The organism is Nonomuraea sp. NPDC048892 (genome assembly GCF_040649735.1).
Lineage (GTDB): Bacteria > Actinomycetota > Actinomycetes > Streptosporangiales > Streptosporangiaceae > Nonomuraea > Nonomuraea maheshkhaliensis.
The window spans coordinates 72,284-84,939 of record NZ_JBEZFZ010000025.1 but is presented as its reverse complement, the minus strand read 5'-3'; the positions used below and the strand labels follow the sequence as shown (position 1 = coordinate 84,939).

At 72.9% G+C, this 12,656-nt stretch carries 9 protein-coding genes; 4 read left to right on the top strand and 5 right to left on the bottom strand.

From position 1 onward, the window contains the following. The first annotated feature begins 1 nt into the window (after position 1). On the top strand, positions 2 to 733 hold the full coding sequence (locus AB0C28_RS45200; RefSeq protein WP_358082085.1) for an SRPBCC domain-containing protein: 732 nt from the start codon (positions 2 to 4) through the stop codon (positions 731 to 733). A gap of 123 nt (positions 734 to 856) precedes the next feature. Next, complete coding sequence (locus AB0C28_RS45195; protein WP_357857532.1) at positions 857 to 1,339, top strand: metallophosphoesterase family protein; 483 nt, start codon at positions 857 to 859, stop codon at positions 1,337 to 1,339. Positions 1,340 to 1,450: 111 nt separating this feature from the next. Here AB0C28_RS45195 and AB0C28_RS45190 read toward each other — a convergent pair whose 3' ends face one another. Beyond that, the gene (locus AB0C28_RS45190) at positions 1,451 to 2,467 is read right to left on the bottom strand and encodes an ABC transporter substrate-binding protein (protein WP_358082082.1); all 1,017 of its coding nucleotides are present in this window, start codon (positions 2,465 to 2,467) and stop codon (positions 1,451 to 1,453) included. 273 nt (positions 2,468 to 2,740) lie between these two features. Between AB0C28_RS45190 and AB0C28_RS45185 the strand changes: the two genes are divergently transcribed. Then, positions 2,741 to 4,039, top strand: a complete 1,299-nt coding sequence (locus AB0C28_RS45185) for an FAD-binding oxidoreductase (RefSeq protein WP_358082079.1) — start codon at positions 2,741 to 2,743, stop codon at positions 4,037 to 4,039. Positions 4,040 to 4,169: 130 nt separating this feature from the next. Here the strand turns inward: AB0C28_RS45185 and AB0C28_RS45180 are convergent, their stop codons facing one another. After that, positions 4,170 to 4,439 (bottom strand): WGxxGxxG family protein, encoded by a 270-nt coding sequence (locus AB0C28_RS45180; protein WP_357857523.1) that lies wholly within the window; start codon positions 4,437 to 4,439, stop codon positions 4,170 to 4,172. 541 nt (positions 4,440 to 4,980) lie between these two features. On the opposite strand from AB0C28_RS45180, the gene AB0C28_RS45175 reads away from it, so the two are divergent. Continuing rightward, entirely contained in the window at positions 4,981 to 7,068 is a 2,088-nt protein-coding gene (locus tag AB0C28_RS45175; RefSeq protein WP_358082076.1) for an elongation factor G, read from the top strand. A gap of 16 nt (positions 7,069 to 7,084) precedes the next feature. Here the strand turns inward: AB0C28_RS45175 and AB0C28_RS45170 are convergent, their stop codons facing one another. From AB0C28_RS45170 to AB0C28_RS45160, 3 genes are all read right to left on the bottom strand, one after another. Then, positions 7,085 to 7,582, bottom strand: coding sequence for a GNAT family N-acetyltransferase (locus tag AB0C28_RS45170; protein ID WP_357857517.1), 498 nt, complete (start codon positions 7,580 to 7,582; stop codon positions 7,085 to 7,087). Between the two features lie 156 nt (positions 7,583 to 7,738). Continuing rightward, a complete protein-coding gene (locus tag AB0C28_RS45165) occupies positions 7,739 to 10,498 on the bottom strand; it encodes a M14 family zinc carboxypeptidase (RefSeq protein WP_358082073.1) in 2,760 nt (919 codons plus the stop codon). Continuing rightward, positions 10,498 to 12,528: a M14 family metallopeptidase gene (locus AB0C28_RS45160; RefSeq protein WP_358082071.1), complete on the bottom strand. Its 2,031-nt coding sequence runs from the start codon at positions 12,526 to 12,528 to the stop codon at positions 10,498 to 10,500. The genes AB0C28_RS45165 and AB0C28_RS45160 overlap by 1 nt, the downstream gene beginning before the upstream one ends. Positions 12,529 to 12,656: the final 128 nt, after the last annotated feature.

Genomic DNA, 12,656 nt, shown 5'->3' with positions numbered 1-12,656 from the left:
CGTGGGGCACGGGTTCGAACTCCCCCAGGAGGCGCAGGTCGGCGCGAGCCCGGAGGAGGTCTGGGAGGCCATCTCGACCGGCCCCGGCATCGACTCCTGGTTCATGGGGCGCACCGAGGTGGCGGATGGCGTCGTGCGCACGGCGTTCGGGCCGTTCGAGCTGCCTCCGTCCACGGTGACCGACGCCGAGCCGTCGAGCCGCCTGGCGCACGGCAGCGACAAGGGCGAGGACGGCCGTTTCGTCGCGTACGAGTTCATGATCGAGGGCCGGGAGCACGGCAGCACGGTCGTCCGCATGGTGACCAGCGGGTTCCTGCCGGGCGACGACTGGCAGGACGAGTTCGAGGCCATGTCCAGGGGCCTGGAGATGTACTTCGCGACGCTGGTCGAATACCTGAACCACTTCGCGGGGCGGGTGGCGGCCCCGATCACCGAGTTCAGCCCGCCCGTCACGGACTGGCCGCACGCGTGGGAACGGCTGAACGCGGCCCTGGGCGGCCCGCCGTCGCCCGGCGACCGGATCCGCTTCGGGCCCGGCGACGGGGTCGAGGGGGTCGTCTTCTCCCGCAACTCGCAGACGGTCGGGGTGCGGGCCGGCGACGCGATCTACCGCTTCCTCCAGGGGTTCGGCGGCTCCATGATCGCCTCCCACCTGCTGTTCGGCGGTCTGGAGGAGGAAGATCGGGGCGCGCGGTGGCGGGAGTGGCTGCGGGAGCTGTACGACCCGGCGTGATCGACCCAGGCGAGCCGGTAACCGAGCACGACCGGTTCGTGCGGCCGATTCGTGCGGCCGGCTCGCGGGGTGGGTCGCCGGCTCGCAAGGGTGAGTCGCTGGTGAGTGGGGAGGACTGAGCGGGTGAAGGTGGTCGCTCTGTCCGACACGCACGCGCCCAGGCGCTGGCGCGAGTGCCCGCCCCGGGTCGCCGGGCATCTGCGGGGCGCCGACGTCATCCTGCACGCGGGCGACGTCTGCGTCCCCTCGGTCCTGGAGGAGCTGGCCGCGTACGCTCCCGTTCACGTCGTCAAGGGCAACAACGACGGCCCCGACGTGGTGGCGCCGGAGACGCTGGAGCTGACGCTGGACGGGCTGCGGATCGGGATGATCCACGACAGCGGCCCGGCCCAGGGCCGGCTGGCCCGGATGCGGCGCCGCTTCCCGGAGGCGGACCTGGTGGTCTTCGGGCACTCGCACATCCCGCTCGACGAGTCCGGCGAGGGCCTGCGGATCTTCAACCCGGGCTCCCCCACCGACCGCCGCCGCCAGCCGCACGGCACCATCGGCCTGCTCACCGTCGAACGCGGCGTCCTGACGGCGGCGGAGATCGTCCCCGTCACCTGATCCCGCCGCCGCTTCACCACGCGGTCCCGTCACCTGATCCCGCTACGCCACCACGCCGTCCCGTCGCCTGAACCCGCTACGCCACCACGCCGTCCCCGCCACCCGGTCCGGCTACTTCACCACGTCGTCCCGCGACTTCTCGAGGTTCGTCTTCAGCTCCTCCATCACCTTGGCGTACCCGAGGTAGCTGTAGCGCTCGGCCGCGTGCCACGGGTAGAGCTGGCCGGCCTTGACGGCGGGCAGCTTGGCCCAGGTCGGCTTCGCGGCCATCTCCTCGATCTTCATCGACTGGGCGCGCGCGTCCACGAGGATCACGTCGGCCTCGTACTTGTCGGCGTTCTCCCAGCTGAGCACCTCCCAGAAGCCGCCCTCACTCTCGGTGGGCTTCTCAGGGGAGACGACGTTCAGGCCGAGCTCGCCCCAGTACGTGATGTCGGGGTGGTCCGGCAGGTAGGCGACGTACAGGGACTCGGGCGTGCCGGTGACGATCATGACCTTGAGTCCGGGCCGTTCGGCGGCGAGGGCCTTGAGCGCGGCGCCGGCGGCCTCGAAGCGCCGCCTGGCCTCGACCACGGGCGCCGCCCCCGGGTCCGCGCCGAGGGCGGCGGCGAGCTGCCCGTACTTCTCGATGATCCGCACCAGGGGCTTGCCGCTGAGCTGTATGCCGACCGACGGCGCGATCTGGTCGGCCGCCTCGACCGACTGCTCGGGCACGTACCAGAGGCTGTTCTTCTGGTACATGCCGGCCACCAGCAGGTCGGGCTGGAGGGCGGCGTACTTCTCAAGGTTGAACTCCCCCCACACGTTGCCGATCGACTCGACCTTGGTGATGTCGACCTCGCCGACCTCGGGGTCGCGCCCGCCGCCCTTGAGCCGGTGCGGGCCGAACACGCCGACGGGGCGTACGCCGAAGTCCCAGAGCGCGGCGGCGGCGCCCGACTGGGCGACGACGCGCTGCGGCCGCTGCGGGAGGGAGATGGTCTTGCCGCGGTCGTCGGTCCAGGCCCAGGAGCCCTGCCCCGAGATGGTGGGGGCGGAGGGCGGCGAGGACGTCCCGCCGCACGCGCCGACGCCGAGTAGGGCGGCGACGCCGAGAGCGACGAAGGCACGTCGCGGAACGCTGGCCAATGGAAACTCCTCGATCACCCGAGCTTGATGGTCAGCAAATTAGCTTAGCCTTACCTAAGTTATACCTTCCATTAAGGTGTACGCGGACCTCCCCGCCTACGCCCCGCGACGTATCCCCCGCGGCGACGACCGGCGGATTCGGCGGCGGCCCCTGCCGGATGATCCTGGAGCCCTTCAGGCGCTTAAGGCCCGTGGTAAGAGGACCAGAACGTGGCCGTAAGCGCCCTCCAGCACAGTGATCCCAGATCACCGAGGACGAGAAGGGCCGCAGACATGAGCCAGCCGTACACCATCCAGGACGAGATCCGCCTGCCCGGTTTCACCGGCCCCGTGCACCTGCCCGGCGAGGCCGGCTACGACGAGGCGCGCCGCTCGCTCAACCCGGCCGTGGACTCCCACCCGGCGCTGGTCGCGGAGGCGTACGGGGCCGCGGACGTGCGCGCGGCACTGCTGACCGCGCGGGCCCACGGGGTGCCGTTCGCGGTCCAGGCCACCGGGCACGGCACGCACACCGCCTGCGACGGCGGAATCCTGGTCAAGACCGCCCCGATGGCTTCGGTCCTGGTCGACCCCGCGCGCCGGATCGCCCGCGTGGGGCCGGGCGCGCGCTGGGGCGAGGTGATCGCCGCCGCCGCGCCGTTCGGGCTGGCGCCGCTGTCCGGTTCGTCGCCGTCCGTGGGCGTCACCGGCTACACGCTCGGCGGCGGGCTGGGCTGGCTCGGGCGCAGGCACGGCTTCGCCGCCGACAGCGTGGTGCGGGCCGAGGTGCTGCTCGCCGACGGCCGGCACGTCACGGCGAGCGCGGACAGCCATCCGGAGCTGTTCTGGGCGCTGCGCGGCGGCGGGGGCGGGTTCGGCGTCGTGACGGCGCTGGAGTTCCGGCTGTACCCGGTGTCCGAGGTGTTCTCCGGGTTCGCGTACTTCCCGGTGGAGGCGGCGGCGGAACTCCTGACGGCGTACCGGGACTGGATCGACGACGCCCCCGACGAGCTCAGCACCGCAGTCGTGCTCAAGCGCATGCCCGGCGACGAGCGGACGCCGGCGGCGGTGCGCGGCAGGCACGTGGCGATGCTCAAGGTCGTGCACGCCGGACCGGCGCGCGAGGCCCGCGAACTGCTCGCACCGCTGTGGCGGGCGGCCGGTCCGGCGCTGCTGGACGAGACGCGGACCACCACGTACGCGGCCACGGCCATGGGCGGGACCCCGAACCGGCACATGGACATGTTCGACACCGTCCCCGACGCGCTGATCGACGTCCTGGTACGGGCCGCCGGGCGGGCCCAGACGGTGGAGATCCGCCACTGGGGCGGCGCCCTGGGCCGTCCCGGGCCGGACGCCGGGCCGGTCAGTCACCGTTCCACCCGGCTGTCGGCGATCGTGGACACGGTCGTGCCGGGGCTGGCCGGGGAGTTGCGGCCGTACGCGAACGGCGGGACGTTCCTGAACTTCCTGGCCGACCCCGAGCGGACGGCGCACGCCTTCACCGCGACGGACTACGCGGGGCTGCGCGAGGTCAAGCGGGCCTACGACCCGGACGGCTTCTTCCGCGTCGGCCACGTCGTCTCCCGGTGAACGCCACCGGGCCGAGCGCCCCGGCCACGGACGGCGGCGGCGGGCGATCGTCCACCGAGCGGCACGACCGGGCGGCGCCGGCCGTGCCACATCGGAGGTCACCCCGGCCGGGGGCCGAGGTCTGGGCATGTCACGGGCGCTGGGTGCGGTGCCCCATGTGCTCCGAGGTGCCTACGTGGTTGCGCTGCTTGCGCATACCGGCGAAGCCGAGCAGACCCAGCAGGCCCAGCAGGCCCCACAGGCCGGCGTTGCCGCCGCCTTCGTCTCGTCTGTCGTCCTGCGGTGCGGGTGTCACCTGGCTCTGCGCGACGGGCGCGACCGGCGAGTCGGCCGTCGCCACAGCAGCCGGAGCTAGCGTCAAGAAGAACGCCAGGCCCAGCCCGGTGAGGGTCTTGCGCATTGGGTTCCCCCGATCCGGCGGTCTCAGCAACCGCGGAGACCGCCTATCACGCCTTCTCTGAAGGCTCCCGATAGCGGGGCGATCTCCATATCCCCTGCTAAATACGCCTCTACCATTCTGCTGACGGCATCAAACACCTTCTCGACCCGCCCCGGAGCGGTGGCGGCCCGGATGCCCGCGCGTACACGGATCTCCGACATTTCCCGACAAATCACCCCACGATCGCCGCGCGAACCTTTGACGACAGTTCGAGGTCGGACGGTGGCAGAGCGTCGCATATCGGGGGATAAATTCGATTCCCTCCGTCGTACGCCGTCGCTACACTCCTTGATCGACGCCATTACGGGACGAGGAAGGGAGCCGGCCATGCGTGCCCACACCGCCGCCGTCGTCCCCCCGTCGCGTTTCGAGGTGATCCTGGTGTCTTCGCGGTCCCGGCGCCGGCTGCGCGGCCGCCGCCGGCTGCTGCCCTGACGACTTTCCTTTCGCCGGGGTAATCGCGCCGTCCTCGAACGACAACGTCCCGGAAGGGGCAAGGGCCGTGCGTGCTCACCTGCTCAACTCTCTGACCACCGTCCGTAATCTCGGCATCCTCGCCCACGTGGACGCCGGCAAGACCACCGTCACCGAACGGATGCTCTACCTCACCGGCGCCACCTACAAGCGCGGCGAGGTCCACGACGGCACGACCGTCACCGACTTCGACTCCCAGGAACGCGACCGCGGCATCACCATCTTCGCCGCCGCGGTGAGCTGCGACTGGGACGGGCACCGGATCAACCTGATCGACACCCCCGGCCACGTCGACTTCTCCGACGAGGTGGAGCGTTCGCTGCGGGTGCTCGACGGCGCCATCGCGGTGTTCGACGGCGTCGCCGGGGTCGAGCCGCAGAGCGAGTCCGTCTGGCGGCGGGCCGATCGGCACGGCGTGCCGCGCGTCGCGTTCGTCAACAAACTGGACCGGGCCGGAGCCGACCTCGACGCGGCCGTCGAGACGATCCGGCGGCGGCTGCATCCCGCGCCGCTGGTGGTGCAGTTGCCGATCGGGCGCGAGGACGGCTTCATCGGCGTCGTGGACCTGCTCGCCATGCGGGCCCTGGTGTGGCACGACGGCGTCTGCCAGGCCGGCCCCGTGCCCGACGACCTGCGCCAGGAGGCGCTGCGGCGGCGCCGGGTGCTGGAGGAGGCGGTCGCCGAGCTGCATCCGGCCGCGCTGGAGGAATTCTGCGCGGCACCGGCGGCGGATGCGGGGACACCGGATCCCGGGCTCACGGGTTCCGGGCTCACGGATGCGGGGTCCCTGGATGCGGGGACGGCGGTTTCCGAGGCGACGCTGCGTGCCGCGTTGCGCGACCTGACCGGCAGTGGCGCGGGGCTGGTCGTGCTGTGCGGTGCGGCGTACCGCGACCGGGGGATCGAGCCGTTGCTGGACGCGGTCGTCCGGTATCTGCCCTCGCCGCTCGACGTGCCCGCCGTACGCGGGCAGGACGGTGCGAAGCGGGCCGCCGACCCGGACGCGCCGCTGGCCGCGCTGGCGTTCAAGGTGAGCTCGACCGCGACCGGGCGGCTCACCTACGTGCGCCTGTACTCGGGCACCCTACGGAAGGGGGACACGGTGCTGGACGCCGGCACGGGCCGGACGGAGCGGATCAGCCGGATCCTGCGCGTGCAGGCCGACCGGCACGCCGAGACGGAGCTGGCGGCGGCCGGCGACATCGTCGCGCTGGTCGGGCCGAAGGCGGCCCGCACCGGGACGACCCTGTGCGCGCCGGGTTCGCCGCTGCTGCTGGAGCCGCCGGCCGCGACCGAGCCGGTGGTGTCCGTGGCGATCGAGGCGCGCAGGAGCACCGACGCCGACCGGCTCGCGGCGGCCCTGGCGCGGCTGGCGGAGGAGGATCCGTCGCTGGCCGTGCGGACCGACGCCGAGACCGGGCAGACCGTGCTGTCCGGGATGGGCGAGCTGCACCTGGAGGTGGCGGCGGAGAAGCTGCGCCGTGACCACCGGCTGGAGGTCGGCGTCGGCCGGCCGCAGGTGTCGTACCGGGAGACGGTCGGGCGCGGCGTGTCCGGGCTGCTGTACCGGCACGTCAAGCAGGACGGCGGCGCCGGCCAGTTCGCGCACGTGGTGATCGACGTCGAGCCGCTGGCGGAGGGCTTCGCGTTCGCCTCGGCGGTGACCGGCGGGCGGGTGCCGCGCGAGTACGTGCGCGCGGTCGAGGCCGGCTGCCGGGACGCGCTGGCGGACGGCCCGCTGGGCGGTCATCCGGTGACCGGCCTGCGGGTCACGCTGACCGACGGGGCCACGCACGTGAAGGACTCCTCGGAGATGGCGTTCCGCACGGCCGGGCGGCTCGCGCTGCGCGAGGCGCTGCGCTCGTGCGCGATGGTGCTGCTGGAGCCGGTGGTGGAGGTGACGGTGACCGTTCCCGACGACATGGCGGGCGGCGTGCTGGGCGACCTGCCGGCCCGGCGCGGCCGCATCTCGGGCTCCACGGCCAGGGGCGGCACGGTGGTCATCACCGCGGTGGTGCCGCTGGCCGAGATGTTCGGGTACGCCACACGGCTGCGCGGCCGTACCCAGGGCCGCGGCACCTTCACCACCCGCCCGGCCGGCTACGCCCCGGCCTGACCGGCCGGGCGGGCTGTCAGACGGTGAAGGAGATCCAGACGTCCGGGGGGACGCCGGGCCGGTGCGGTACCGGCCGGCGTTCCTCGGTCCACGCCTGGCCGGCGAGCTCGGTGGCCACGCGGCGCCAGAACGAGACGGCCGTCGTGTTGGCGTCCTGGAACGCGATCTCCCAGGGTCCTGGGTGGCGGGAGAGGACGTCCCGTACGGCCGTCATGCCGATCCCGGACCGGCGGGCGCCGCGGACCACGAAGAAGCTGTTCAGCACGCGCGCCGGGCCGGACAGCGCGCGGACGAACGCGAAGCCCACGGGATGGTCGTCGCTGGTGAACAGGTAGGCGGCCCAGTCGTCGTTCGCGAGCGCCGCCTGCAGCCGGTCGCTGTGGTACGTGGCGTCGCGGCTGGGCAGGCCGCCCTGGTAGTCGGCCATGTCGTGGCGGAACATGAGCCACAGTCGTTCGGCCACGGGACGGTCGGCGGCACTCATGGGCCGCACCGATGCTGGAAAAATGGTCATGGAAACACCTTCCGGCCGGGATCAAATCCGGCCGGAAGGTGTGAATCTAGCAGACTCTGATCACGGGCCTGATCACGGGCCTGATCACGGGTCTGATCACGGGTCTGATCACGGGCCTGATCACGGGCCTGATCACGGGTCTGATCACGGGCCTGATCACGGGGTGGTGACCGTGGCGCCCGTGACCGAGCTCGACCAGTACAGCGCCCTGGCCACCTGCGCGAACAGGCCCTTGGGGTGGTTGCGGAACATCGGCTCGGTGCCGAAGAGCACCACGGCCGCGCCCCGCTCGTCCCGTCCGCTGACCACGGCCGCCTGGCCCCTGGCCGCGTCCGGGCCGCCCGCCCCCTGCCCGTCGGGCCGCCAGTGGCCGGACACGAGGGGGCCGTCGGCCGCGTACGACTGCTCGACCGTGACCTCGGGCCCGAGACCGGTGAACCAGAGCGGCGAGTAGACGAACGAGTGCGCCGGCGATCCGCCGCCCACGAGACCGCCGGAGGAGACCGTGCGGACCACGCCGTTGGCGTCGCCGCGGCCGGGCACCGTGGTGGCGGTGAGCAGGCCCGCGTCGGCGTTGAAGCGGGCGCCCGTCTGGCCGCGGGTGATCACGCCGCCGCCGGCCAGGAACGCCTCCAGCGCCGTCCTGGCCGCCGGGTTGAGCCCAGCGTGGCTGAGGCCGCTGGAGACGTACAGGACGTCGGTGCCGCTCCAGTCGAAGCCCGCGTTGAGCACGGCGGTGGAGACGGGCGTGACGGGGAAACCCAGCTCGCGCAGCGTGAACAGCTCGTCGGCCGAGGCCGCGGCGGCGATGCGCACCTGCCCGAGCGGGGTCCCGGCGGCAGGATCCGCGGGGGTGCCCGCCTGAGCGCCTGCCGAGGTGCCCGATGACGTGCCCGCCTGAACGCCTGCTGAGGCGCCCGACGACGTGCCCAGGTGGCCGCTCGCCGGGGTGAACGCGACACCGTAGCGCTCTGCGACGGTCCTGGCGGCCTGTCTGGCCGAGGCCGGGACGATCGCCGTGCCGCCGTTCCAGGTCACCGCGACCCCCTGGGCCAGCAGGTCGTTGAGCGCCCTGACCTCCTTGGCGTCCCTGACCCTGAGCGCCAGCGGCCCCGGCGTGCGCGGGACCGAGCCGGTCGGCGCGGCCGCCTTGACGGGCACGGTGCTAGCGCGCAGCGACGAGACCGGCTCCACGGTGGCGCCCCAGAGCAGGGCATGACTCCAGCCCGAGATGTCATACATGGCATCCACCCGAGGGGAGATGTCCGCGCCGGGCTCCAGCATGACGTTGGCCAGGCCGCGCTTGGGCTGGCGCATGTCCACCACGTACGACCCGGCCGGATACGTCCGGCCGCCCGAGCGGAAGGAGCTCTTCGCCCGCTCGACCCGCACGTCGTTCGCGATCAGGTGGTCCACCAGGCGGGCCGCGGCCGTGGCCGAGCGCTGCCCGGAGCCGGCGGGGATGACGTACGCGCGGGGGAAGGTGGTGGTGTAGACGTCCTCGGGCCCGAAGCCTGGCACGATGCCGAGCGGGACGGGCTTGGCGGCTTCGCCGGCCGCGCCGCGCCTGAAGACCTCGATCTGGTCGGCGATCAGCCGGTCGTGGCGGGACCGGACGAAGCCGTAGGTCGCGCGGATCGCGGCGGCGGCCACGTCGGTGTTGATCGCCGAGCGACGGCGCAGCTCCTCGGCCGGGGTCTGGTCATAGACGGAGCCGTTGACCCGCAGTGGGATCTCCACGGTGTGCGCGGCGACCGCGCCGTGGAAGGGGGCGTACTGCGGGGTGAAGATCGGCGGCCAGTCGTCCCAGCCCTCGGCGGAGTCGCGGAACGGGATCTGCGCCGGCTCCACGCCGTCCTTCGCCGGGGTGTAGCCGAGCCCGTTGACCGCGGCCTCCATGCCCAGGCCGTTGGCGTAGGTGTTGGTGATGAACAGGTCGTACTCGTAGTTGGCGCCGTGCGGCGGCGTGGTGGGCTCGATGAGCGTGCCGTTGACGTACCCGTGCAGGTCGAGCATGGCCACCGGCTGGGTGTCGATCATGATCTGGCGCATCGCCCTGACCTCGGGCTGCGAGGCGGTGACGAAGTCGCGGTTGAGGTCGAAACCGGCGCCGTTCTGGCGGGCGTTGTTCACCCGGCCGTCGGGGTTGGCGGTGACGTTGAAGTACAGGCGGGTGCGTTTGAGCAGGTCGGTGACGGCCGGGTCGGTGCTGGTGGCGAGCTGCTCGATGGTGCGCAGGGCGGCGTCGGCGCCCTCCCACTCGTTGCCGTGGATGTTGCCGTTGATGAAGATCGGAGCCTTGTAGGTCCTGGCCAGCTTGCGGTCCCGGGCGGCGGCGGCCGGGTCGTTCTCGATGCGCTCGCGGATGCGGGCCTGCTCGCGCGCCTGGCCGGCGCTCTCGGGCGCGGTGACGGTGACAAGGTAGAGGTCGCGGCCCTGGGCGGAGCTGCCGATGATCTCCGCGCTGACCCGGTCGCCGCGCCACTGCAGCTCGTTCAGTTTGGGCGCGATGCCGTGGTACGGCACCAGGCCCAGCTTGATCGAGGCGTCGGCCGGGTTCTCCGCCGGCAGCGGAAGCCGGGTGCGCCTGGGGTAGCCGCGGTCGTGCGACCACCCGTACGGGCGCTCCTCGGCCGGGGCGCCGCGCAGGGCGGACGCCTCGCCGGTCGTGCCGGCGGCGACCTCGTTCCGCTCGGGGCCGTTGCCGAAGTCGCGCACCGCCGGGGGCGCCGGCTCGGCCGGATCGGCCAGCGCGGGCAGGCCGCCGGCCTGCGGCACGACGATCAGCGCGACCGCGACGGCGACGCCGAGCAGGCGGACGGGCAGCCGGGCCGACGATCCGGCGGACGGTCTGGCGGACGGTCTGGCGGACGGTCTGGCGGGCAGGCCGGCAGGTGGTCTGAGGCGCGGATCCATCACGGCTCCCGGTAGTCGGCGGCGATGCCGATCAGGGAGATCAGGCCCGAGGCGAACTCCATCGCCTCGGCGTGTCCCTCACTGAACGGCGGCTGGAAGCCCACGCCCTCCCATCGGCGCGTCGAGGGGTTCCACAGGTCGGCGCCGACCTCGAAGTCCCACCCGTACACGCCGTAGTCGTACCACAGCTCGTCGGCCGAGTTCCCGGCCGCCGAGTACAGCACATCCGTGACGGGGCCGGTCTGCTGCGGCCAGATGACGGTGCCGCGCTCGGCGACGATGGCCTGCTCGATCGTGCGGGCCGAGCGCAGGAAGTACGCCTCCTCCTGGCGTGTCGGCCTGGGCAGGGCGACCCGGCCGTCGAGCTTGTAGGCGCCGGGCGGCCACATGAAGTAGCCGCCGTAGCTGTGCACGTTCATGGCGAACCTGATGTTGCGGTAGCGCTGCGCCAGCCAGACGACGTTGCGGCTCTCGGGCTCGGAGTGCTCCGCCGGCCCGGCGTACGTGCCGGACTGGCAGTTCGCCGACGCGCCGAAGTAGCCGTCGGGCAGGGAGCCGACGGCGTAGTTGCGGTTGACGTCCACGCCCCAGGTGTTGCGCGCCGCCGGGTCGGCCTGCTGCGCCGGGCAGTGGTTGGTCATGTTCTTCCGCTGGGAGTTGAAGTCGTAGAAGCTGTAGTTCGCCCCGTCGGGGTTGACGGTCGGCACGATGAAGATGTCGGTACGGTCGAGCAGCCGCCGGGTGGCCTTGTCGCGGTCGTGGTTGCGCAGCAGCCGTTCGGCCGCCTCGATGGTGACCAGCGGCGTCACCCATTCCCTGGCGTGCTCCTGGGCGTAGGCCAGCACGCCGGTGCGCGAGCCGTCGCGGCGGGTGCCGATGCGCAGGGCCAGCACCTGCGCGGGCGCGCGGGAGACGTCGGCGGGGGCGCTGAGGAAGTCGTCGAGCTGGACGGGCGGCGCGGGCGCCATGACGCCGGCGCCGGGGTCGGTGCGGTAGACGGAGGCCCTGACGGGCAGGCCGGGCGTGGCGTTGATCGCGGCGGCGACCTGGGCGGCGGTGCTGACCGGCGCGCCGGAGTCGTCGGTGGCCAGGCTGACGGCGACGAGCTTGCCGTCGATGCCGACCCGGAGCGGGCTGCCGGGCGTGCCGGGCCCGACGAGCTCGACGGACAGGTCGTTGCCGCCCTCGGAGCCGTAGGCGGTGGAGGTGATCACGACGGCGGCGGCGGGCGCGGTGCCGATCAGCGCCTGCGCGTGGCGCCGGTAGCCGTTGGTCCGGTACGGCAGCGCGATCAGCTCGGTGAGCTTGGGGTAACGCCGGTTCAGCGCCGTGATCCGCTCGTTGAGCTGCGCGGGCGTCATGTACTGGGTGACGAAGTCCTTCTGGTAGCCGGGGCCGGTCTTGTCCGGCCGGTCGCCGCCGGGCCATTCGGCCACCCGCGCCTCGGCCTTGCCGCCGCCCGCCGAGGTGACGGTGATCCGGGTCGGCTGGGCGTCGGCGGGGACGGGGGCGCTGAGCTGGTGGCCCAGGTAGGCGCCGGCGTCCACGTACGCGACCATCTCGGCCTGCCCGCTCGTGCCGCGCCGGCCCTTCCAGGCGACGGTGAGTGTGGCGGCCTGGGCGGCGCTGCTGGAGGCCTCGACGGACAGGAAGTACCCGTCGCGCGACTTGTACCAGACCGCCCGTTCGATGACGATCCGGTCCTTCTCGGCGCCGGCCGTCGCGCTCGCCCGTGGCGTGGCGTCGGGGGCCAGGCTCGCGCCGAGCTGGGGCAGGGCGGCGAGCTGGGTGGGAGTGAGCACCGCGTCGACCTGGACGCTGCCGTCAGGCTGCGGGCGTACGCGTTCGGTGAGGTCGGCGCCGGACTCCACCAGCCGTTCCATCGCGGCCCTGTCGGGCACGGAGATGGTGACCAGTGAGACGGGCTCGGGATCGGCCGGCCCGGCGACGGCCGGGGCGGACGGCTGTGCGCCGAGACACGCGGCGCCGACGATCAGTGTGAGGACGGCGGACACCCGTAAGCCGTGCATGTAGCCCCTTCCAGGGATCACCTGTATGGGGATCATTCAAAGCCGACAACGGGCCAACCGGCAAGACCCGTGACGTCATCGCCCGCCGGGCGGGCGGCCCGTCACGAGGCCGTGACGGGCGACACCGA

Bases quoted from the DNA above. Each gene is read 5' to 3' on its own strand.
- AB0C28_RS45185 (WP_358082079.1), top strand. From the start codon at position 2,741: ATGAGCCAGCCGTACACCATCCAGGACGAGATCCGCCTGCCCGGTTTC.
- AB0C28_RS45180 (WP_357857523.1), bottom strand. From the start codon at position 4,439: ATGCGCAAGACCCTCACCGGGCTGGGCCTGGCGTTCTTCTTGACGCTA.
- AB0C28_RS45170 (WP_357857517.1), bottom strand. From the start codon at position 7,582: ATGACCATTTTTCCAGCATCGGTGCGGCCCATGAGTGCCGCCGACCGT.
- AB0C28_RS45165 (WP_358082073.1), bottom strand. From the start codon at position 10,498: ATGGATCCGCGCCTCAGACCACCTGCCGGCCTGCCCGCCAGACCGTCC.
- AB0C28_RS45160 (WP_358082071.1), bottom strand. From the start codon at position 12,528: ATGCACGGCTTACGGGTGTCCGCCGTCCTCACACTGATCGTCGGCGCC.